This is a genomic window from Rhizobium sp. Root1204, from assembly GCF_001424965.1.
Classification (GTDB): Bacteria; Pseudomonadota; Alphaproteobacteria; order Rhizobiales; family Rhizobiaceae; genus Pararhizobium.
On sequence record NZ_LMCZ01000012.1, the window covers coordinates 178,735 to 199,693 of the forward strand.

At 61.9% G+C, this 20,959-nt stretch carries 25 protein-coding genes and 2 pseudogenes; 3 read left to right on the plus strand and 24 right to left on the minus strand.

Annotated elements, in window-relative coordinates:
* Positions 1 to 81: 81 nt before the first annotated feature.
* The 9 genes from ASC96_RS13945 to ASC96_RS13985 form a co-directional block, all read right to left on the minus strand.
* Positions 82 to 528 (minus strand): hypothetical protein, encoded by a 447-nt coding sequence (locus tag ASC96_RS13945; RefSeq protein WP_060503650.1) that lies wholly within the window; start codon positions 526 to 528, stop codon positions 82 to 84.
* Between the two features lie 193 nt (positions 529 to 721).
* Positions 722 to 2,110, minus strand: a complete 1,389-nt coding sequence (locus tag ASC96_RS13950; RefSeq protein ID WP_060503820.1) for an ATP-binding protein — start codon at positions 2,108 to 2,110, stop codon at positions 722 to 724.
* Positions 2,111 to 2,210: 100 nt separating this feature from the next.
* Positions 2,211 to 2,897 (minus strand): response regulator transcription factor, encoded by a 687-nt coding sequence (locus tag ASC96_RS13955; protein ID WP_060503651.1) that lies wholly within the window; start codon positions 2,895 to 2,897, stop codon positions 2,211 to 2,213.
* 125 nt (positions 2,898 to 3,022) lie between these two features.
* Entirely contained in the window at positions 3,023 to 3,274 is a 252-nt protein-coding gene (locus ASC96_RS13960) for a hypothetical protein (RefSeq protein WP_060503652.1), read from the minus strand.
* A gap of 119 nt (positions 3,275 to 3,393) precedes the next feature.
* Positions 3,394 to 3,600, minus strand: a complete 207-nt coding sequence (locus tag ASC96_RS13965; RefSeq protein WP_060503653.1) for a hypothetical protein — start codon at positions 3,598 to 3,600, stop codon at positions 3,394 to 3,396.
* A gap of 60 nt (positions 3,601 to 3,660) precedes the next feature.
* Positions 3,661 to 7,503, minus strand: a complete 3,843-nt coding sequence (locus tag ASC96_RS13970; protein WP_060503821.1) for a glycoside hydrolase/phage tail family protein — start codon at positions 7,501 to 7,503, stop codon at positions 3,661 to 3,663.
* Between the two features lie 5 nt (positions 7,504 to 7,508).
* Positions 7,509 to 8,054 (minus strand): NlpC/P60 family protein, encoded by a 546-nt coding sequence (locus tag ASC96_RS13975; RefSeq protein ID WP_082512065.1) that lies wholly within the window; start codon positions 8,052 to 8,054, stop codon positions 7,509 to 7,511.
* Positions 8,047 to 8,937, minus strand: a complete 891-nt coding sequence (locus tag ASC96_RS13980; RefSeq protein ID WP_060503654.1) for a DUF2163 domain-containing protein — start codon at positions 8,935 to 8,937, stop codon at positions 8,047 to 8,049. The genes ASC96_RS13975 and ASC96_RS13980 overlap by 8 nt, the downstream gene beginning before the upstream one ends.
* On the minus strand, positions 8,934 to 9,575 hold the full coding sequence (locus ASC96_RS13985) for a DUF2460 domain-containing protein (RefSeq protein ID WP_060503655.1): 642 nt from the start codon (positions 9,573 to 9,575) through the stop codon (positions 8,934 to 8,936). Before ASC96_RS13985 ends, ASC96_RS13980 begins: the two co-directional genes overlap by 4 nt.
* A 187-nt stretch (positions 9,576 to 9,762) precedes the next feature.
* Here ASC96_RS13985 and ASC96_RS13990 point away from each other — a divergent pair, with 187 nt between their 5' ends.
* Complete coding sequence (locus ASC96_RS13990) at positions 9,763 to 10,377, plus strand: hypothetical protein (RefSeq protein ID WP_060503656.1); 615 nt, start codon at positions 9,763 to 9,765, stop codon at positions 10,375 to 10,377.
* Between the two features lie 180 nt (positions 10,378 to 10,557).
* Here the strand turns inward: ASC96_RS13990 and ASC96_RS13995 are convergent, their stop codons facing one another.
* The 12 genes and pseudogenes from ASC96_RS13995 to ASC96_RS14045 form a co-directional block, all read right to left on the minus strand.
* Positions 10,558 to 11,139 carry a phage tail tape measure protein gene (locus ASC96_RS13995; RefSeq protein WP_060503657.1) on the minus strand — a complete coding sequence of 194 codons (582 nt, stop codon included), beginning with the start codon at positions 11,137 to 11,139 and terminating at the stop codon, positions 10,558 to 10,560.
* A gap of 29 nt (positions 11,140 to 11,168) precedes the next feature.
* Positions 11,169 to 11,378: a rcc01693 family protein gene (locus tag ASC96_RS14000; RefSeq protein ID WP_060503658.1), complete on the minus strand. Its 210-nt coding sequence runs from the start codon at positions 11,376 to 11,378 to the stop codon at positions 11,169 to 11,171.
* Positions 11,375 to 11,734, minus strand: a complete 360-nt coding sequence (locus tag ASC96_RS14005; RefSeq protein WP_060503659.1) for a gene transfer agent family protein — start codon at positions 11,732 to 11,734, stop codon at positions 11,375 to 11,377. The genes ASC96_RS14000 and ASC96_RS14005 overlap by 4 nt, the downstream gene beginning before the upstream one ends.
* Positions 11,734 to 12,141: a phage major tail protein, TP901-1 family gene (locus ASC96_RS14010; RefSeq protein WP_060503660.1), complete on the minus strand. Its 408-nt coding sequence runs from the start codon at positions 12,139 to 12,141 to the stop codon at positions 11,734 to 11,736. The genes ASC96_RS14005 and ASC96_RS14010 overlap by 1 nt, the downstream gene beginning before the upstream one ends.
* Positions 12,142 to 12,214: 73 nt before the next feature.
* On the minus strand, positions 12,215 to 12,613 hold the full coding sequence (locus ASC96_RS14015; protein WP_060503661.1) for a DUF3168 domain-containing protein: 399 nt from the start codon (positions 12,611 to 12,613) through the stop codon (positions 12,215 to 12,217).
* Entirely contained in the window at positions 12,610 to 12,945 is a 336-nt protein-coding gene (locus ASC96_RS14020) for a phage head closure protein (RefSeq protein WP_060503662.1), read from the minus strand. Before ASC96_RS14020 ends, ASC96_RS14015 begins: the two co-directional genes overlap by 4 nt.
* Positions 12,946 to 12,947: 2 nt before the next feature.
* Positions 12,948 to 13,517: a phage head-tail connector protein gene (locus tag ASC96_RS14025; RefSeq protein WP_060503663.1), complete on the minus strand. Its 570-nt coding sequence runs from the start codon at positions 13,515 to 13,517 to the stop codon at positions 12,948 to 12,950.
* 146 nt (positions 13,518 to 13,663) lie between these two features.
* Positions 13,664 to 13,765 (minus strand): annotated as a pseudogene (locus tag ASC96_RS33810) (phage major capsid protein); the annotation flags it as partial.
* A gap of 237 nt (positions 13,766 to 14,002) precedes the next feature.
* Positions 14,003 to 14,224: pseudogene (locus tag ASC96_RS14030) on the minus strand (HK97 family phage prohead protease); the annotation flags it as partial.
* 241 nt (positions 14,225 to 14,465) lie between these two features.
* Positions 14,466 to 14,783 (minus strand): DUF6107 family protein, encoded by a 318-nt coding sequence (locus ASC96_RS14035; protein ID WP_060503664.1) that lies wholly within the window; start codon positions 14,781 to 14,783, stop codon positions 14,466 to 14,468.
* A 172-nt stretch (positions 14,784 to 14,955) separates the two neighbouring features.
* Complete coding sequence (locus ASC96_RS14040; RefSeq protein WP_060503665.1) at positions 14,956 to 16,101, minus strand: phage portal protein; 1,146 nt, start codon at positions 16,099 to 16,101, stop codon at positions 14,956 to 14,958.
* Positions 16,102 to 16,163: 62 nt separating this feature from the next.
* A complete protein-coding gene (locus ASC96_RS14045) occupies positions 16,164 to 16,784 on the minus strand; it encodes a hypothetical protein (RefSeq protein ID WP_060503666.1) in 621 nt (206 codons plus the stop codon).
* A gap of 164 nt (positions 16,785 to 16,948) precedes the next feature.
* Here ASC96_RS14045 and ASC96_RS14050 point away from each other — a divergent pair, with 164 nt between their 5' ends.
* Positions 16,949 to 17,098: a hypothetical protein gene (locus ASC96_RS14050; protein ID WP_156393792.1), complete on the plus strand. Its 150-nt coding sequence runs from the start codon at positions 16,949 to 16,951 to the stop codon at positions 17,096 to 17,098.
* A 439-nt stretch (positions 17,099 to 17,537) separates the two neighbouring features.
* Here ASC96_RS14050 and ASC96_RS14055 read toward each other — a convergent pair whose 3' ends face one another.
* Entirely contained in the window at positions 17,538 to 18,782 is a 1,245-nt protein-coding gene (locus tag ASC96_RS14055) for a terminase family protein (RefSeq protein WP_244482050.1), read from the minus strand.
* Positions 18,783 to 19,128: 346 nt separating this feature from the next.
* On the minus strand, positions 19,129 to 19,719 hold the full coding sequence (locus tag ASC96_RS14060; protein ID WP_060503668.1) for a hypothetical protein: 591 nt from the start codon (positions 19,717 to 19,719) through the stop codon (positions 19,129 to 19,131).
* Positions 19,720 to 20,062: 343 nt separating this feature from the next.
* On the opposite strand from ASC96_RS14060, the gene ASC96_RS14065 reads away from it, so the two are divergent.
* Positions 20,063 to 20,401, plus strand: coding sequence for an MmcQ/YjbR family DNA-binding protein (locus tag ASC96_RS14065; RefSeq protein WP_060503669.1), 339 nt, complete (start codon positions 20,063 to 20,065; stop codon positions 20,399 to 20,401).
* A 3-nt stretch (positions 20,402 to 20,404) separates the two neighbouring features.
* On the opposite strand, the gene ASC96_RS14070 is transcribed toward ASC96_RS14065, so the two are convergent.
* Positions 20,405 to 20,872 carry a YcgN family cysteine cluster protein gene (locus ASC96_RS14070; protein ID WP_060503670.1) on the minus strand — a complete coding sequence of 156 codons (468 nt, stop codon included), beginning with the start codon at positions 20,870 to 20,872 and terminating at the stop codon, positions 20,405 to 20,407.
* Between the last annotated feature and the right edge of the window lie 87 nt (positions 20,873 to 20,959).

Here is a 20,959-nt window from a genome sequence, read left to right on the forward strand (position 1 = left end):
TGCCATTCCAATCGGAAAACCGGAGATGACGGAAATTTGAGGCGTTTCGCCGCAACTATGGAAACTATCGAATGGGCTGGATCAGCCCAACGGCGTCCACGTGCCGTCGGCATTGCGGCAGGCGGCACCACGCGCGACACTGTCCTGCCCTTTGACCGTTACCGTATGGCTGTATTGGCGGCAGTTCTGCGAGCCGACCTGATACGGTGCGGCGGCAACGACCGAGCCGCTGATACCCGATCCCTGCCAGACCACCGGCTGTCCGCCACGGGATGCTTCCAGGGCGCGGTATTCGGCCTCCAGCGCCCGCTGACGGTCTGCCTTGCTGATCGAAAGTCCGGCTTGATGCCCGATCACACCGCCACCAAGCGCCGCGATATAGGAAGCCGATGTGTTCGAGGTAATGCCACCCAGCTTACCGCCCTCGCGCGAGGCCGTACCGCAGCCGGCGATCAGCAACGACGAGGCGATCAGGCACGCAGCCGGCGAAGCGGAGAGGATGGTCGGGAAACGGGCCTGGTTCTTCATCGTATCGGACAGCTCTTACGGTTTCCGGTGCATCGGCAAATCATGGCTCGGCTTAAGGCCGATTCATGGCTCATTATCTTTTTTACATTCCCCGCATGAGCAGGCAACATCACAGCGATCAAAGCTGCTGCATTGCGGAATTTTGCCTGCAACTCTGTCAAAAAAGTCACGCAACGGCTCAAGACACGTTCCATCATGACACAGCCGGCAGCACGATCAGTGCCTTCAGCCCGCCACGTTCACCGCGTGATAATCCAAGCGTACCCTGATATTCGCCGGCGATTTCGCTGACGATCGACAGACCCAGCCCGGTCCCGGGCTTGCTTTCATCCAGCCGCCTGCCGCGTTTGATGGCAACGGTGATCTGCTCCGGCTCCAGGCCGGGACCGTCATCATCAACCTCTATGGCGATCCAGGTGCGCCGCCCCGGGTCCTTGCCCTGCACGCCCTCGGGCGCGATCTGTGCCACGACGCGAACCTGATCGGCTGCATAGCGCGCAGCGTTGTCGAGAAGGTTCCCCACCGTTTCCTCGACATCCTGCTGTTCCATCGCCAGAATCAGGCCGGGGGGCGAGACAGTCAGCAGAAAGGTCTTTTCCGGATGCAGGCGGCGCATGACGCGAACCAGCCGCTCGAGAACCGGCTCCACCTCGGTGCGGGCCAGAACCGATTCCCGTTGCGCCGCGATCCGCGCCCGGTTGAGATAGGACTGCACCTGCATCTGCATCGCATCCGCCTGCGCCTTGACGAGATCGCCGTGCGGCGGCTCCAGCACCCGCGCCTCATTGATCAAGACGGCAAGCGGCGTCTTCAACGAATGCGCGAGGTTGCCGACCTGCATCCTGGCGCGCTCGATGATGCGCCGGTTGCTGTCGATCAGGGCATTAACTTCGCTCGCCAAAGGTTGGATTTCGCGTGGAAATTCGCCGTCCAGCCGCTCGCTTTCCCCGCCTCGGATCTTTTCCAGCGACCGCCGCGCCTGGTCGAGCGGCCGGAGCCCGAAAAGAATGGCCAGCGCGTTCATGCCAAGACCACCAAAGCCGAAGATCGCCAGCGCCAGATAGAGATTACGATTGAAATCGTCGATGTCGGCTTCAAGGACATCGCGGTTGCCCGCAACCCGGAACCGGGCGGTGTGCCCCTGAATATCCAGAACGACTTCGGTCTCCGCCACTTCGACTTCATTGTTGAAGGAATCAACAGTGGTGTAAAAACGCTCGTAGCGAATATCGAAGGGAACCTCATCGACACTGGCAATCGGCAGCTTGCCTGATCCGAGCGAGGTCGAAATCAGCGGCGGGGTGTTGAATTCCCCAATCGGTTCTACGATCCAGTACCAGCCCGTCTGTGGCTGGGAAAAGCGCAGGTCGCCCAGTTGCGGACTGCCGGCCAGCACCGACTTGTCGTTGACGACGATCGAATTGATGACGTTGTAGAGCTGCGCACGCAAGAGATCTTGAAAGCCGCGCTCAGACCCTTGCCGATAGAGTGTCGAGATCACCACGCCGATCACCACCAGCGCCGCCACCGCCCAGATCGTGGAAACCAGAAGAACGCGTGCGGTCAGCGATTGCGGGCGCAGCATCATGGGTGCCGCCGGATGGTTTGGCGGGACAATGGCGTTAGGCCCTTGCCTTGGTGCGCAACCGCCCTGTCCTTCCAGTTGATCATAGTGATCCCGCTCAGGACTTCACTTCCTTGCTGGCCATGCCGGGAGCCTGCATGCGATAACCAAGGCCACGCACGGTTTCGATCAAGTCGTTGCCGATCTTCTTGCGCAGGCGGCCGACGAAAACCTCGATCGTGTTGGAATCGCGGTCAAAGTCCTGGTCGTACATGTGCTCGACCAGTTCCGTGCGCGACACCACCTGCCCCATGTGGTGCATCAGATAAGACAACAGCCGGAATTCATGCGAGGTCAATTTCAGCGCCACGCCGTTGACCATCGCTTTGGAACCCTTGGTGTCAAGCCGCACCGGGCCGCAAACGATCTCCGAGCTTGCATGTCCGGCCGCACGCCGGATCAGCGCGCGGATACGGGCCAACACTTCTTCAACATGGAATGGCTTGGTGACATAATCGTCGGCGCCGGCATCGATGCCCGCGACCTTGTCGCTCCAGCGGTCACGCGCGGTGAGAATCAGCACCGGCATCGCTTTTCCGGCACCGCGCCATTTTTCCAGCACGGTGATGCCGTCCATTTCCGGCAAACCGATATCAAGGATGACGGCGTCATAGGGCTCGCCCTCGCCGAGGTAGTGGCCTTCTTCGCCGTCGAAAGCCTGATCGACGACATATCCGGCTTCCTTCAACATGTCCGTCAATTGACGGTTGAGGTTGACGTCGTCTTCGACCACCAGAATGCGCATGAACAGACTTTCTTCCCTTGCGCGCCAGCATCTCCTGGAGATTTGCCGTCGCGTCGCAACACCAGACTTACTGCTTACCTTATTTCATCCGTTTCGAGAATGTCTTGAAGGCAGGCATTCTGCGGCTACATCGGCACCCGCATCGTCACCTTTTTCGGGCGGCCGCCATTGCCGGGGATTAGCACGGTGACGACACATTTGCCGTCGCCCGTCGGCTGCGCCGACAGCAGTTCGCCACCGGTCTTGGCAACCACCTCGGCCGCCGCCTGACCACAATCGCCGTCCACAGCGACAACCATCGATGGCACATCAATCGCAGGCGGCGCGAATCCGGACAGGCCCGCTGCAAGCGTTGCTATGATCAAGGGTGAGGACATGAACGCACTTTCGCATTGAAAACAAGATTGGTGGCTTGGGATGCATTGTTGCAGATTTAATAAACGATACAGTCTGAATGGCAAATGAATGTGCCGCCACCACCCGGTTTGCGCAATGTCTAGCGCAAACGCGAGCGCGCTGAAATCCGGCCCCAGATGGCAATCAGTCCGCCCACTGCGGCCGCCAGCGCAGTCAGTCCATCCACAACTCCCCTTTCATCGTCAGGCGCGACCTCCAATCCCAGCAGGTTGGCGCAGGATGCCAGGATTGCCACCACGCCACCCCAGACGGTCTTCGACATGTACCAGGTCTTCAAATCGTTCATTTGACGCTCCTCGTCCGGTTTGCTGAATTTGAGTTTGACTTGAATGGGAAAGCCGGGGTGTTACAGGCTGAGCAGCGCCTGTGCCGGCACGCCGAAGGCAACCTTCTGGCCGCGCTGCCGGACGCGAACCGACAAGTCTGCCTGTGGCGCGCCGAAATCCTCGATCTCGAGACCCGCGGCATAGTGCAACACCGGTTCGGACACGTCGAAGGACCGCTTGACGCTCGTCCCGGCGAGAATGTCGATACGATATCGTTCCTGGGGCTCATCCAGCGCGATATCACCGTCGAGCCAGTGGTCGGCCTCCCGGCGGGCGCAGCGGGTCCAGGTGATTCGGATACCACCGCCCTCAAGACGCCGCCCCCGCAGATGCACCGGCGCAACCGGCCTCTCGGCCCTCAAGCCACCGGCAAAGGCAAAGGGACCGCTTGGCTGAGCGGCCTGCCCGCTCGCCTCGGCGATCCAGTTGATCACACGCCCCGCCTCGTCGGGGCTCAGGGCCAACGGCCTGACCGCCGCATTGAGCACCACCACCGGAGCACCGGAAGCACTCCCCGCCAGCATCGCATCCGTGGTCCCGTGCAGACCCCGCAAAAGCTTTGTCAGCCGCCAGCGCCCGGCAGAAATTTCCTCAGCGCTCTGATAACCGATGATTTCCCAGACACCATTCGAAGCAAGGATCGCCACGCGGTTGCGCCCGTTGAGAACGGAAAGGCGGCCTGCCGAAGACAATCCACCGAAATGTAAATCAAGCGTCAGCGTATGCATGGCATCAAACCTGCCGGTAACACCTGCACCAAGCGACGCCGCCAAGACACCCGTCTGCGCTGGTTGCCCCAGCCGCACCCGCGCCTGATAACCTTCCGCCGTTGCCGATGAAGAAAGCGTCACCACGCGCCATGGCCTGGCAAAGACAGCGGCCCGGGCAAAACTGCTGGCATTGCCTGCCACGTATTGTGGCAGGTCCATCAGGTGCACAACGGGAGAGAACCCGTCGGATGGCCTGCGCGGCGGAACGATCGGTTTTGACGGCTGAACCGGGCGGCCGCCGCTCGACGGCACAAACGCCCGCGCCTCGATCGAACGTGCCGCGCCATCCTCGATCCGGCTGACAATAAAACTGCCCTCCGGTCCATCGTCGAAGGCGACCACATCACCCGGCTCGAACGCCAGTGCCGCCGGCGATAGCGAAAAGCGTACGCTGCGCCTCGACACCTGATGATCGCGCAGCGCGTCCTCGACAGCACTTGCCGACGCCCCTTCATGCATCACCCCCGGCAGTGAAAGCCGCAACACCCGGTCATTGGCCGGCGATACCCGGCGGGAACGGGCGGTGGTTCGCTCAAACGCATTTCCCGGATCGAACCGGTCGAGGATCGCCTCGCTGGCAAAATCGCTGTCGTGGCTGCGCGTCTCCTCAAACAGCGGCTGTCCGTCGAGATCCGCCAGCACTGCAATGGCCCTGGGCTGCGAGGCCTGTTTCATCCGCGACCGGAACCGCAACTTCGCCCCGTCTTCAGCAGCATCGATCTGCAGCGCTGCCATCAGCGGCTCCAGCACATCACGCGCCGACACCTGCTCCGACTGCACATAACCGCTGAGATCACCGCTGACGCAGCTTACATCGCCGCCCTGAAATCCGTGATCGGCAAGTACCGCCGCGATCACGTCGGCCGCCGTCGCCCCACCCAACCGGCCGTTCACCCAATGCCCGGTCTGCCAATTGGCGCCGTCGGACCAGAGCGCCGTATTCTCCGGAAAGGCCGGCATCGGTCGCGCGTCCCAGGTCCAGACGAACATATGATCCGGATCAACACATGCGGGTGCGCCCGAGCCTTGCCAGAACCGGTGCTGCGCCTGTAGAAACCGGCGTTGCATGGCATCGCCGCGCGCGCCGTTCGAAAAATACGGAACCGCCGTTTCCGACGATTTCGGATCAGTAAAGACGTTCGGCTGGTTCGCCCCCTTGTCGATCGCCGGGCAACCGAGTTCGGTGAACCAGACGGGTTTGGAGGCCGCTACCCAGGCCGTCGGCACAGCCTGCTCGACGCCGCCTATCCGGTTGCGATGCATCTGCCCCCACCAATTGGCAATATCCTTGTAGCGGTAGACCCATGGCTTTCCCGCCAGCCCGTCGGTAATCGGCGTGCGGATACGGCCGCGGCGATCGTCCATGCTGGCGTAATACCAGTCATACCCCTCGCCGGCAGTGATCATCCTGCGCATCGCGTCGGCATCTTCCGCCAGCCGGAAACCATCCGCATTTCCCTGAAACAGGTCTCCGTCACGCCAGTCGGACAGCGGCATGTAATTGTCGATCCCGACGGCATCGATATTGGCCGATGCCCAGAGCGGATCGAGATTGTAAAGCACGTCGCCAGACCCATCCGCCGGGTGATAGCCGAAATACTCGCTCCAGTCCGCCCCGTAGGTCAGCTTGGTGGCCGCACCGAGAACGGCCCGGACATCGGCCGCAAGATCCACCAGCTTCTCGACGAAAGGAAACGCGCCCGTCCCATCGCGCAATTGGGTCAGCCCGCGCAATTCGGAGCCGATGATGAATCCGGAAATCCCGCCCGCCGCCTTGCTCAGCAACGCGTAGTGAAGCACCAGCCGGCGATACCCGTCGTCCGCAGCAACCGATCTCACCGACGTGCCCGAAACGGCAAAATCCGCCACCGTGGCCGTTCCGCAAAACGCCGCCACCTGCGTGCGCGCCGCCATCGTCCTGTCGGCAGCGCCCGCAAGCCCCGGCGCCGGATCCGCGGTAATCCGCCCCCGCCAGGGATAGGCAGGTTGCCCCGTACCGCCATAAGGGTTGGGCAACGTGTTCCCGGCCGCAATGTCCATCATCACGAAAGGATAGAGATAGACTTCCAACCCACGTGCCTTCAGGTCAGCAATCGCCGCCACCACGCTCGCATCGCCCGGCGTGCCGCCATAGGCCGGGGCGCCATCATTGCGGCTGATCAGCCTCCCACCACCACGCGAAATTCCCGACACCGACCAGGCCAGGCTTTCCCCCCGCCGCACCGGCGTCTCGACGCCGGGCTCGATCCGGCAATGACCAGCCCGCAAATCCGTTCCGAACCAGGACACCACCAGCGCCACCCGCTCAAGGTTCGGGCAGAGCGCCTGCAATTCATCGATAGACGCACGCCAGTCGGAACTCGCATGAAAAACGTTGCGGTTGATCAACCGGCTCGCACCGGCTCCGGTCTCTTCCCTGACGACGCCAGGGTGATAGCCGTATTCGCTCGAACCCGGAATGATCGTGATGGCGCGGATCTGCTTTTCGAGCGTACCGGTCGGCCGCAAGACCTCGAACTGGATCACCGGAATCCGGTTGCCATAACTATCCAATGGCAAACGCTCGAACACGGCATAGGCGAGCCCCCGGTAGGCCGGTGCTTTCCCCACGCCCTGCTTGGCCTCGATCAACGGATCGGGCAATTGACCGGCTGTCCCGCGATAAATGCGCATCTCGATCCCGGTCAGGTCCAGCTCCCGCCCGTCCGCCCAGACCCGGCGAACGCAGGCAATCTCGCCCTCGCAGATCCCAAGGGCAAAATTGGCATAGTAGCGAAACGTCTCGACCCGCGGCCCGCTCGCCTTGCCGCCCTGCCGTTCGACCCGCACTTCTTCTTCAAACCGTGTCGCCCAGATCAGTGTGCCGCCGATGCGCACCGTGCCATAGGCCCGCGTGATCGCCGTGCCGTCCTCGGCACCGGGTATGCGCGCATCGCCCAGCCGGGCGCCGGAAACCGTCGTCATGCCGTTGATGATCGAGCGGTCGATCACCGAGCCCGCAAGCGCACCAACCGCGCGGCCAAGCACCGCGCCAACCGGACCGAACACGCTGCCAAGCGCTGCACCGGCAGCCTGCAGAAGAATGGTTGCCATGATCGTCAAACCTTTCCGGGAAAACGGAATACACCGGCAATCCGCCGCCGCCAGGACGGAACGAGCGCCGACTCGATCACCGCCGCCTGTTCATAGGCATGGATGAACCTGTCTTCGGTACTGAGAATTCCCGCATGCTTGGCCGGAAAGTCCGGCCGCCAGCAAAACAACAGCAAATCGCCCGGCTGCATTTCCGCGGCCGGAAGCTCCGCCCCGAAATACCGCCGCGCCGCCCCGCGCAACCGATCCTCGCCGCTGCGCTCCGCCCAATCCGGCTGATAGGCCGGCGGCAATTCCGGCTCGGAACCATAGATTTCCCGCCACACACCCCGCACCAGGCCCAGACAATCGCAACCAACGCCCTTCAGGCTCGCCTGATGCCGGTACGGCGTCCCGATCCAGCTCCGTGCAACCGAAACGATTTCGCGCGCAAAGCCAACGGCTGGATCTCCCTCTTCTCCCCATCGGGGAGAAGAGGGCCCGCAGGGCCGGATGAGGGGGACCGCAGCCTCCGAACCAACCAAATGATCCTCCGCGCGGTCGTCACTCATAAAGCGCCCGCCCATCATGCACCGCATCGCCATCCGCATAACCGAAGGCAAAATCCGTCCCCGGCATATGCGGAAACCCTTGGAAGTTCAGGCGATTTGCAAACGTCCCGCCACAAGTGGCAAAACTCTTGTCGCATCCCGCCGTCACGGTGAAATTATCTCCCGCCACCAGCGGCAAAGGCGGCGGCAGCCAGAGCGAAAGCGTGACCCCGTCAGCATCCTTGCGGTGATCCTCGATATCGCAGGCATGCCCGGCATTGGCACCGCCAACGAACCGGAACATGCCATACCGGTAAAACCCTGCCATCGCTGCATCGAGCCCCGTCACCCGGATCCGCGTCTCGCCCAGAACAGCCATGATCGCGCCGCTGCCCCGGTAGGCCGGATTGCTCAAGTTTACCCTGCACCGCCCATCGCCAAGCACGGCATCACAGCGCCGCCCGTAAATCCGCCCCTGCACCTGATCCAGCTTGTGCGTCAGCCGCCGCAACTCAGCACGAAAAGCGCCGCCCGCGCGCACGACATCGCCGATCTCCTGCACGCGCAGCAGAATGCGCTGATCCGGCGCCTGCCAGTTCACCTGGAACACGTCGACCCTGGCGCCGTCATAACGTCCGGCGATCACATCCGCCTCGCTGATCGCGGCGCTGGAAAACCCACCCGCAACCTCGCCTGCCTCGACGGAAAGTCCGCTTGCCGCCTCGCTGTCGGCGGCCTGAAACCCGCTGGCGGCCAGAAAATCGGTGCCATCAAAACGGAGGTCGTGATCATGCTCGGTAAAGCCGAGCACCACCCCGTCGCGCCGCGTCACCCTCCAACAATGGCACATCGTTGTCGCATCGCCGTCCAGGTGTTCGGCAAGGGCTGCGGTGAGCGTTCTCATGGCTTGATCTCCACCAAAGGAATCGACGGAATGCGCCCGGCCTGAAACTGCCCCAGATCGACATCGATCCGGTCGGTATCGAAGCGCACCGGCACATCGAATTCGAACCCTGCCTTGATCGCAACGCCGCTTGCCGGAATTTTCGATGGCAGAAACGTCACCCGCCCGCTTGCCGCATCGAGCGTAAAATCGGCAGGCACCACCAGAATCCCACCAACCGACATGACCACACTGCCCAGAACCGGCTTGGCGATCTCGCGCACGCTCGCACCACCCGCATCGCCATAGGTCTTCGCCAACTGGAACACGGCGGTCACGCCATCACCCGTTCCAACAAGCTGATCATTGGCGCTCACCGTTCCACCCGGCGCACAGGACTTGAAATCGACGGGATCGCGAAACCGGAACCCGAAAAGCTGCCCCGCCCGCGCCTCGAAAAACTCCAGCACCGCATAAAGGTCGCCAACAGACTTGATCCCCGATCCCGCATCATAGTGCCTGCGCGCATCACGCCAGCGCCGGTTGCGGTTTTCCCGCCCGTTCGAAAGGCTGACAATATCCGTCCGCCTGACCGGCCCGCCGCTCGTTCCCAAAGCCAGGCGCAAGGGAAACCGGACTTCATGAAATCCTGTTGTCATGGTGTTTTCCGCTGTGTGTTGAATCGGTTGACAGGGAGTCTTCAGGGATTGCTGCACGGCGGCAGCGTTTTTCTGCCGCTGGCGCGTTGGCAACTGCGATTCCCTGCTCCCTCTCTGCGGGTACGGGGAAGTCGCGAGTTGCTTGGTACGGCACTGCCGAGTACGGTCGACGAATGGAGGAGCTTGAATGAAGGCTACGGCGCTGCTGCAGGCAATTTACACGATGGGTCTCGTTAACTATCCTAATGAGGCGCGCAAATGGGTGAACGTGATGAACACGCTGGGCGTCGTGGCTGGTCGTGCCCACAGTCTTTCGGTCTCGGAGGTCAGCAAGCTTGACCTCATGCTGAGGCAGCTTGAACAGGAGCATCTGGAAGAGATCATAGGCCCCGAAAAACAATTCAGCTTTGCAACAGACCTTATCTGCACCCTCTCCGATAGCTGGCTTCTCGCAAGCTACGAGCCGATCCGTGCCGCGTGCGAACAGACGAGGACCCGCAAGGAGCCGTACGAGAGGCTGGACTCGTTCCACCGTCGTCTTGCGTTGGTACGTATACCTATCGCCAAGGCGGAGATTAAGGACGCGCAACGGCTCAAGCCAACGCTGATGCTTTATCCAATTGGCGACGGAGACGATAACAGCGGAAAGCTGTATGCTCATGACGGCTCCTACATTGTACCGAAGGGAGTTTGCGCGGAAACCGGAGCTACCGTGTGGTACCCAATTGACTTGAAGACACAGAAGACCGTAGCGATCTGCCGGCGTGATCTTTCCGACGAATTTTTGGGATTGTTCGACTAGTAGCTAGCTTGCCTCCCTCATGCCACTTTGCCGCCGATGCAACGTCACATCGATGCAATCCGGAAGGTCCCGACGGGATAACCAGTCTGGAAAAAGCTCCTCGATCTGGGCGATGATCTGGTCGGTCGGCCCGAACACATGATCTGAGGGTGATGGCCACCGCGACGGAGAAGCCTCTCCTCAAATCCCCCGCCGTCCCCGCCCCACCGTGCGCGTCAGCATCGCCGCGATCTGCCCCTCCGACTTTCGAAAACTCTGCACATCAGACGCCGTCACATTGAAGACGACATTCATCGGCCCACCGCCACCTGAGGACGCCACGCCCAGCGATCCATCCGAACCGCGCTTCAACGGCAATATCGCCTCCGATCCGGCCTCGCCCATCAGCCCCATCTGTCCATCCATTGGAAAATAGGTCGGCGTTGAGACGACACCTCCAGCAGCAAACGGCGTCACCCTGCCCGGCACGCCACCATTGGCAAAAGCCGTCGCGCCCCCAAAACTCCCGGCAAGCCCCGAGATCGCCGATCCGAGCAGTCCCTCGAGCGGCTTCAACCCTGCTGAAAGCGCGATCTCCGTCAGCCGCAATCCGGCGCCACGCAGCACATCCTCCAGCCCCTTGCCGCCCCGCGTCGCCGAGGCCAAAGCCCCGGTCAGCGCCGAACCGAACGAGCGCGAACGCCGCTCCAGATCGTCGAGCACATCCTTCCAGGCATCCGCATCATCGGCCGCTGCCGAAAACCCGATCTCGTCCTGTTCCATCACGATCTCCTCGAAAAAGGCTCACCATCTCAGTCTGGAAACGCCGCCATCAGCGCCTCCATGCCAGAGCGATCCGCAACGGCAGCGGCAGGCTGCAGCCCACCGAATGCGGCCTGCATCTCGCGCGGCGTCATCGACCAGAAGACGGGGGCTGGAAGCCGCAGCAGGCAAAGCCCGGCATGGATCACCGGCCCCCACGGAAACGGAGGCGGCAAGCCATTGCCCGCTGCGGCACTCAAGGGTTTGCGCCGTCCTCCGCGCCACCAAAAGTCGCCGCCAGAAGTTCGCTGGTCAGCCGCGCCAGCCCGGCAATGCCGCCGTCGAGGCTCATGACAGCAACATCCTCGTCCGACACCAGATTGCCGCCACCGCGCAGACCGGCGCTCAAGATCCGGATCATGTCCTCTGCCTTCAGCCGCCCGGCGGAAAACCGTGCCGCCAGATCCATCAGATTGTCAGCCGCAAACGCCATCTCCAACTCGGCCAGACTGCCGAGCGTCAGGCAGAGGATGCGCCGCTCACCGCCGATGACCGCCTCCACCTCGCCGCGATGCCGGTTCGCCCGGCCTGCCGTTCCCGTACTCCGCCCGCTCATCACAGCGCCGCAAAGGTCAGAGCACCGGCCGATTCCAGCGCCGTTTCAAAAAGGATTTCGCCATTGTACTGGCCGGAATATTCGAGCGCCGTCACCTGGAACGGCCCGGTCAGCGTGCCGAAATCCGGAATGACGATCTGCCAGTTGAGGATGGCGCCGTTAAAGAAAGCTGCCCGCACCAGCGCATCCGAACTCTGATCCTTGAAGATACCGGCGCCCGATATGGAGGCGCGCTGCACGCCCGCGCCACCCAGAAGCTCCCGCCATCGGCCCGCGGATTCCGCATCCGTCGCGTCCACCGTCTCGGCATTGAACGCCAGCCGTTTCGACCGCAGCCCCGCCACCGTCAGGTAAGAACCGCCATTGTCGATCTTCAAGAGAAGATCCTTCCCCTTCTGCGCCACCATGTTTCATCCTTCCAGAAACAAAAAAGGCGCCCGCTGGGGACGCCGATGAAATCCTATTTCGCCAAGCGAAACGTCATTCCGTTACTGCCCGAAACACCATTTCCGCCACATGCCCCTTGGCCTTGGCATCACGCTTTGTCTTCGTGCGTTGATGCAGGATGCTGACCAACGCAAACCCGGTAGGAACGAGAGGCGTATCGTGCAGCAGCGTCCGCACCCGTGCGGCAATCTCCTGCACCACCCGGTTTCCACCTTCGCCCGTGCGCGCCTCCAGCGTGACCAGATGCTCTTCCCCCGCTTCACTGGCCGTCGAAGCATCCCGGCTCTCGATTGCGGCGATAACAATGCAGGGCCTATGCGATCGTGGCTGCAGATGATCGTGAACCCCGTCCGGCCCGATCAACGCCGTCAGCGCCAGGTCTCCGGCAAGCTTTGCAAAGACTGCCTTCTGCAAGGCTCCCGCCGCACTCATCGCCCCTCCTCCGCACAACGGCAGACGAGATAGCGCCGTGTCTCGTCCGGATCGTGAAAGGCCCGGATCGTAAAAATCCGCGCCCCCTTGCAAAACCGCATATCCGCCGCGATATCCTCGCGAAACCGGATCCAGATACGGTGCGTCACGGTGAACATCTCCGCATCCGCCCGCTCCTCCTCGCTGACGCAAACGTGTTCGATCCGCGCCCAGAGCGACGTCACCGGCACAAAACCCGCCACAATACCACCCTGGCCATCACCGGCATCATTGCGCATCTCCAGGTCCAGCCGCGCCGATAATTGCCCGGGATCGAGCATGACGGTTCCCATGCTCAAAGCCCCCGCCGGCAAAAGGGCGCGATCAGCCGGTCGTAGCTGGCAGGCACCGCCGCCGGTTGGCTGCCCGGCGAAACCGCGCCGCGAAACTCGTAGAGCAGCGCCAGGTGTAGAAGCATCGCCCGTTTCAACATGTCCGGCACATCCGCACCGGTCGCGCCGAAACCGGCCGAAAAATCGATCTCGATACCGTTGATCGCCCGTCCCGGCTCCGGTTGCCGCGGCAAGATCAGCCGCGCCGGACGCGCTTGGCCGTCCAGCACGAAACCGGTGGCATCGATGGTAACAGGCAGGCCGGCCGCATCATAAACCGTAACCGCTTCAATCGTTTGCACCGGCCCCCTGCCAATCTGAATCACCCGCCCCGGCGGCCAGTCGTCGAGATAGAGCCGGAAGGTCCGGGTCAAAAGCGATAGTCCTGTCTGCCGCTCCAGATGTTCGCGCACGGTGCGGATCAGCCCGGCGATCAGCGTATCGTCGGCGCTGGTTTCGACACGCAGATGTGCCTTGGTCTCGGCAAGCGTCAGCGGCTCGCCGAGCGGCGGCGCCAGTTCGGTGATGGTCATGGATATCTCCGTCGCGATGAGGCAATGGGGCAAGAAAATGGGTGGACGCAGCGGGAGGGGAGCTGCGTCCACCCTCGCGCACTGCGGCAGGGAAGACCGCGGCGCGAATGGTTGCACCCTTTGAGAAAGGGCGGCCTTACGCTTATTCAAGATGCCGCGAATTTAATCAGCTTGATAGCCTCGAAATTTTGCACTCCCCCGCCGACGCGCTTGGTGGTGTAGAACAGCACCTAAGTGTTGGCTGTGAATTAAACTACTTCGCCAGCGCATTGAGCCGCGCATGCATGTCGCTGGTTACAGCCCGTCGCCTTTGCGTCGAAACGCCCATCCTCCTTAAACGGCGGCAACATTGTTAACGAAACTTTACCGACTCAAATGCTTTAATCCCGCCCGTGCGTTCAGCTGTGAGCGCCGTGTCCAACAGCGCGATAGATCGGTCGGCTGTATTCATTGTGCCGATGATATCGATATTCGTGGGGAGACCGAAGCGCCTCGCCGGGATCATGCTGGAACAGCATGCGCACACCAGATGCCCCGCGCCGGATGAGTGATTGCTGGAAAGCGCCCGGCGCTATCGCATCCTTGCCAAGATCCACCTCGCCAAAAACGCTGGCATAGCCGGAAAACCGGCCCTCCCCGGTCACCCCGGACAACGTCAGGTTGGCAAACTTCTGCGTTCGCCAGACAGGCATCCTGTCGGTCGTCATGTGTCTTTCTCCGATGATTGGAAATGCAGAGGACGGCAAGGCCAGCCGAAGGCGTCAACGCCTTGCTACCAAAATTATTCAAAACCCGGGGTTGATCGCTCGCGACCCCGGCCTATCTCGACCCGGGTCGTCTTCGAGGGACGGCCGTGGACTGACGCAGGATGCGATGCGGCAGGAACACACCCGGGCGGAAACATTTGCTCCGCCCGGGGCGATAGCCGGCAGCGCCACTTGTGCCTGCCTAATCCGGCCGCCTGCCGAACCGCTCTGCCACGCGCACGGCCGCTCCCATTACCCACCAGGCCATAAGGCTCGCCGCCGCCGAACCCGTCAGCATCACCTCGGCACCTGAAAGGCTGCCGGCAATATCGAGCTTGCCGACAATCCACAGCCCCGCCGGCCCGCCGAAAATCAGCCCACAGGAAAGGCCGGTGAAAAAGCGGGAAGCAGCCTCACGCCGGCCCTTCGGCAGCATGTATATCAGCGACACCGCAGCCCCGGCCGCAGCGCCGATCCCCTTGGCAGCCCAAAGGCCCGGGTCATTGCCAAAATCAGCCATTTGTTAAGCCCTTGATGCTATTATCGGAATTGCATCATCTTCACCCAACCGCAGCCAACTGCCGCGAGGTGATGCACAGCATGACGTCGCGTGAGCTGAAGCATTCTCTGAATCTTTTGAATCGGTTGCAGGGCGAGATTGAGAAACTGAATCCGCAGCCTCACGCGTCACTTCAATAGCCCACCGCCTGCCGCTTCTCCTCGTCGGTCAGAAAATCCGCATCCTTCATCCGTGCCCAGATCTCGCTGCGCTCGCCAGTCAATCCGGTTACCTGATCAAGATCCGGCACCAGTTTCAGCGCCTCGCCCAATCGCCCGGAAAACCAGCCGGACAAAGCTGCTGCGGTGCGAAAAACCATCGGCAGGATAGTCAGCCGGTAAAGCGCGCGGTTGGCCTCCTGATAGTTGGCATAGGTGTTGTCGCCGGGAATGCCGAGCAGCATCGGCGGCACGCCGAAGGCAAGCGCGATGTCGCGCGCAGCACCATTCTTGGCCTCAACGAAATCCATGTCCTTCGGCGAAAGCCCCATCGCCTTCCAGTCCAGCCCGCCTTCTAGAAGCAGCGGCCGCCCGGCGCGGATCGGGCCGGAATAGCCGTCCTCCAGCTCGCTCTTCAGCCGGTCGTACTGATCGGCCGAGAGATTGCCGCCCTCCTTCGGCTGGTAGACCAGCGCGCCGGAAGGCCGGGCGGAATTGTCGAGCAGCGCCTTGTTCCAGGTCGCCGCCGCATTGGAGAGATCGAGCGCCATCTGCGCTGCCGCCAGCGGCGGAAAGCCGAGATGATCGTCAAGCGGATGAAACAGCCTCAGATGCAGCAATCCATCGTCACCAGCCGAAATCCGCCGCGCCAGATTGCCCACCCGGTACTCATACCCCTCCGGCCAGCCATCCCGCCCTTCAAGGACGCGAACCCGGTCCGGCCTCAGCAGATGCAGTTCACGCACCGTGCCACCGATCTCGGCCGCATCAATATAGGCATTGCCGGACAACAGCAGATGGCCGTAGAGCGCTTCCAGAAAATCATGCCCGCCCATCCGCCCATTCGGCCGTGCCAGCAATGCCAGCACCGGATGCTCGCTCCGCTCCTGCGTTCCCTCGTAGACCAGCAGCGGCACGTTTGCCGCCCCCTCCGAAATCAGCCGCACGGCCCGGTGCGCCACCGGATTGCGCATGAACCCCTCGCGGGCAAGTGCCGCATAGGACCGCCCGGTCCAGTGCGCTCGCCCCTCCTGTGCAAGGGTAACAAAGCCCGATGCGGCCTTGGTTTCGTGCGCGTTCTCCACCGGGCGGCGCCACGGCAGACGGAATGGATTTTTCATCGGTCGTGATCCTTGATGGCCGCTTGAGCGCGGATCGAAAGGGAAAAAGAAACCGGAAGCGCCTAAGCTGCCCGGGCGTCGCGGAGCGCCGCCAGGTATCGCCTGCCATAGCCTGCCACCAGCGCCGCCCTGTCGCGGCTGTTGATGATCCGCCGGGCGCCGGTCCAATCCTCTTTGTCTTGTGAGAAATACTGCCCGAGCCTCTTGCCGGTAAACGCGCCGGTCTGCATGCCGATGAACAGGATGTCGACGGCAACACCCATCTCCATCGCCCGCTCCGGTTGGGCGATAAGGTCGACCCCGGTTGCAAGCGTCATCTTTTCGTAATTGGCCCTGTGCGTCAGCTGCACCAGCCCGCGCCCAAGCCAGGTCTTTCCCTCCACGTCCCGCCGCCAATAGGGCGTCGAGACGGAAGGTAGACGGCCCTGTTCAAACGCGCGGTCGAGAAGGACGATCGCCCGTGCGTCACTTGCGGCAAACGTCTCGCGCACCGGCTGCATCGTCCGCCCGGTTTCGTGATGCGCCGTCGCCAGCATATAGGCGAGCCAACGGTCATCAAGCGCTACGGCGCTTTCGCCGCGATCAAGAATCGCCGTCAGCCCCGCCACCTGATGCCGTTTCAACACGGCGTCGAACAGGGAAACACGCACCGCATCAAAGAAGGCTTTTCGCACAAACGGCATTCTTTCTCCGTTTCCGGTCGCACGACCCTAAAAAATCTCGTGACTCTAAATCGATTTAACCAATTTAAATCGTTTAAACTGTTTAATGCCCTGATTTACTTTGCGTTTAAGATATGAAATCTGAATTGAGCAACATGATGTTGTCCCTGATCGAGGAGGATCGAATGAACGCGCAAAGCAAGATACAGGCCGACACCACCCGCGCAACGGTCCCGCAGCATATCCTCGACCGGTTCGAAAACGCCTGGCAGCAGATGCGCGCCAATGCGTCCTCCGCGCCGAAGTCTCCCGCGGACGAAGACGGCAAGCGCTGATCGCTCCTGCGTATTTTTCAACTGCCAGCACACAACCGCTGCGGAACCTTCCAGTCCCGCCTGCGTTATCGGCCGTTGCAGAAATCAACGAAAGGATCGCCCATGCCGGCTCAGCAAATTTCCCAGGCCCTGTTCGACCGCCTCGAAAACGAATGGCGCGAGATTCGCGAAACCGCCTCTGCGGCACCAAGGCCCGTTGCCACGGCAGGCAAATAACCCGCCAATAGTCTCACCTTGAAGCCATGTTCCTTCCCTTGAGGGTAGACAATCGCATATGGCGTTCGGCGTAATCCCTCTTCTCCCCAGCGGGGAGAAGGTGGCCCGAAGGGCCGGATGAGGGGGCGGCATGCTCTGAACTCACCGAAAGCCCCCCTCATCGCCTCGTATCCGCTCGGCACTTCTCCCCGCCGGGAGAAGAGGGAGATCGTGGCATCACTCCTCAAATCCCCCTGACCCGTGGCTCGCCGCCGCCGTCCAGCATAAGTGCCGTCAGCGCCCAGACCAGCGCATCCAGCCGGTCCGGTGAACGGCCTGACGACAATCCATCCGGCCCGAAATCACACATCTGGTCCTCCAATGCCGCAAACGACCCGGCATGCACCACCCGGCCCTGTTCGTAGAGCGCTGCCACCGGTTCCGCCCGCAGCCATTTTCCACGCGATGCCCGCACTGATGTCACCGGCAGCTGCGCATCGATGCCGCGCAGCACGGCAGAGACCATGTCGCCGCCCTGATTGACCTCGGCAACGATCCGGTCGGCATCGAAACGCCTGAAAGCGCGCACCACCGCATTCGCCCATCCGGCCGGGCTTGCGCCCTCGACAGAACAGTCGGCCAGCACGACACCACGCCCGGTGCGATCAAGCCCCGCCACGATGATACCGCAGCAAGAGCCCTGCCCCATGCCCGCCGGCGGATCGACCGCAACGACGATCCGGCCAAGCGGCCCGGTATCGCGCAGTTTCAGCGCCTCAATCCCGGCGCGTGACCAGAGCGCATCCTCGCGATCCTCGATCAGTTCGCCGTCCAGTTCCTGCCGTCCCAGACGCGTGCCGCCATACCGCCCGCTCATGGCTGCAAGAAACCCGGGTGCCAGATTGACGGCGTTGTCGCTAGTGCGGATGCGGCACACCGCCGTGCCGGGATCGGCGATCAGCGCCTTCAGCACCGGCACCGGTCGTGGTGTCGTCGTCACCAAAGCGCGTGGACGATCGCCAAGCCGCAGCGCAAACTGCAGCATATCCCAAGTCTCCTGCCCGTGTTTCCATTTACCCAGTTCGTCGCACCAGGCGTAATCGAATTGCGGCCCGCGCAGGCTTTCGGGGTCTTCCGATGAAAAGATCTGCGCCACCGTGCCGTTCGGCCAAATGAGCCTGCGCCGCGACGCCTCGAAATCCGGTCTGTTTCTTCGGGCAATCCGGCAGATGCCGGACACACCGTCGATCATCACCTCGCGGGCATCACCCAACGTCTCGGCCACCAGCGCGATCCGCAATCCCGGCCGTGCCGTCTTTCCGGCCGCCAATTCCTGTATCCATTCGGCGCCCGCCCGCGTCTTTCCCGACCCGCGCCCACCCATCAGAAGCCAGACCCGCCAATCGCCTTCCGGCGGCCTTTGTTCTGAACGGCTGGTATTGCTCCAGGTCGCGAGCAGACGATGGATTCTGGCCGCGTCGGCGATCATAAAAACCTTGGCCGCTCCCGCATGTCCTGCAGGAGAACCTACAGCTTGGGGAGGATTTCCGCTGGTTAACAACGTGTCGCCGGTGCCGAGGGCCAGACCTTGCAGGTTCCCAACGGGATTGGCCATTGTGCCACTCAACGGTTCTTCGATTACGTTAGCGGGCGCCGCATAGTGCCCCTTCTCGCCACTAGCAGCCTGCTCCCGATTATCTCGCAACAGGTTACCCTTCAGCCGTTCCAGCAACCGTTCGGTATTGACGTGCAGATCGAGCGTCCGGCCCACTCCGGTACTGTGAAATGCGGCGATCCCATCCTTCTTTCCAGTCAAGGTCTTCGTCCGGCACCGCTCACGACGGTCCACTGGACCGGGCGTCGCCGATGGCTCGCTCGGCAAGCGAACGCTCTGCCTCAACGCATCCAGTTGCCGTCTCTCTCGCTCGTTGTTGTTCGCGTTCACGGGCAATATCCTGTGCTCGGCTTTCAATCCGGGCTTCGAACTCAAACTGAAGCTTTTGAAAACCCGCCTCATCGAAGTCCCGCTCAGCCATCATCTGCCGGTCATGCGCAATCGTCCTTTGCAGGCTGTCGATCTTTTCCAATGTCCGCACGATCACCGACATCGCCTCGATGCTCGCCTTGGCGTCGGCCTGGATCAGTTTGCGGTCGATCTCCTCGCCCACCGCCTCCGCCCTGCCGTCAGCCAAAAGCCGCAACCGCTGGAACTGCTGCATCTGCTCGCGCAATTCCCTCGTCATGCCGTTCAGCATGTCCTGCAGCTCATCGAGCGGCGAGACGGTCTCCGCCTTGGTCTCGAGGATCACCCGCCGGGCAATATCCTCAAGCTCCGCATCCACATCCTGCGCCACCACCCCGCCATAGACCGGCGCCTTCGGCCACAGGCCAAACAGCTCCGGATCGAAATCCAGATCAGACGTCATGACAATGTCCTTTGAAACTCACCCTCGCCTTGAGGGCGCAGCTCCGGGGTGGGGTGACCACTTTGAAAACCAAATCACGCCGCGGAACCCGCCGCTCTCTCCCTCTTCTCCCCAACGGGGAGAAGGTGGCCCGCAGGGCCGGATGAGGGGGCCGCAATCTCAAATCATCCGGAAAACCCGGCCAACATCGCTACTGCAAGAGTGCCGAAGCATCCCGCCTCACCCACTTTTCCGACTGTGCCATAACCCTATCAAACAACCGTCACGCCGTCAAGGATTATTTTCCTATTAGGATTATTTTCTTGAGTTTTGCGCATCTTCCCGGGCGTGTTACACTTTTCCGATGAGAACCGAGGACCTGGAAAAGCGGGCTTTGGGCCTGCCGGGAGCCGTCGAGAGCGCCCATTTCGGCAAGCGCGATTTTCGCGTCGGCAACCGCATCTTCATGTCCCTGCCGGAAGCCGGCCGTGCGGTCGTCAAGTTCACCCCTGACCAGCAGAAACTGTTCCTCGAAACCGAGCCCGGCGTTTGCGCTGCCGTCCCCGGCGGCTGGGGTCTGAAAGGCTGGACATCCGTCTATTTCATGGACGCCGATGACGACATCATCGGCCATGTAATGGATACCGCCTGGCGCAACGTCGCGCCGAAAAGCCTTTTGAAACCGGCGGTTCCGGCGCAATAGCCCTTAGCGTGCGCTGTGTTCGCCCACCGTCAGCGGCCATTCCACCAGATAATCCTCGAGGTCCTCGACGTCGATATCGTCTTCGCTGACCGTGCGGCCGCGCACCGAAATGCCCGCCTGATGCACGGTTTCCGGATCCCCGGATACCAGCGGATGCCACCAGTAGAGATCGATCCCGTCGCGCACCAGCCGGTAGCCGCAGGTCGGCGGCAGCCAGCTCAAGGTTTCCACTTCTTCCGGCGTCAGCTGGATACAGTCCGGCACCGTCGCCTGCCGGTTGGGATAATCCTTGCATCGGCAGCTCTCGCCATCGAGCAGCGTGCAGCCGACATTGGTCCAGGCGATCTCGCCCGTATCCCAGTCTTCCAGCTTGTTGAGACAACAGAGCCCGCAGCCATCGCACAGGCTTTCCCATTCAGCGCCCGTCATCTCGGCCAGCGTTTTTGTCTTCCAGAAGGGCTGTTCGCCCATGACGCTCATTCTTCCATCTGTTGGATTTCGGCGACAATTTTACAAAACATTGCCGGTTTTTTAAGGCTCATTATCGATATCGGCGTA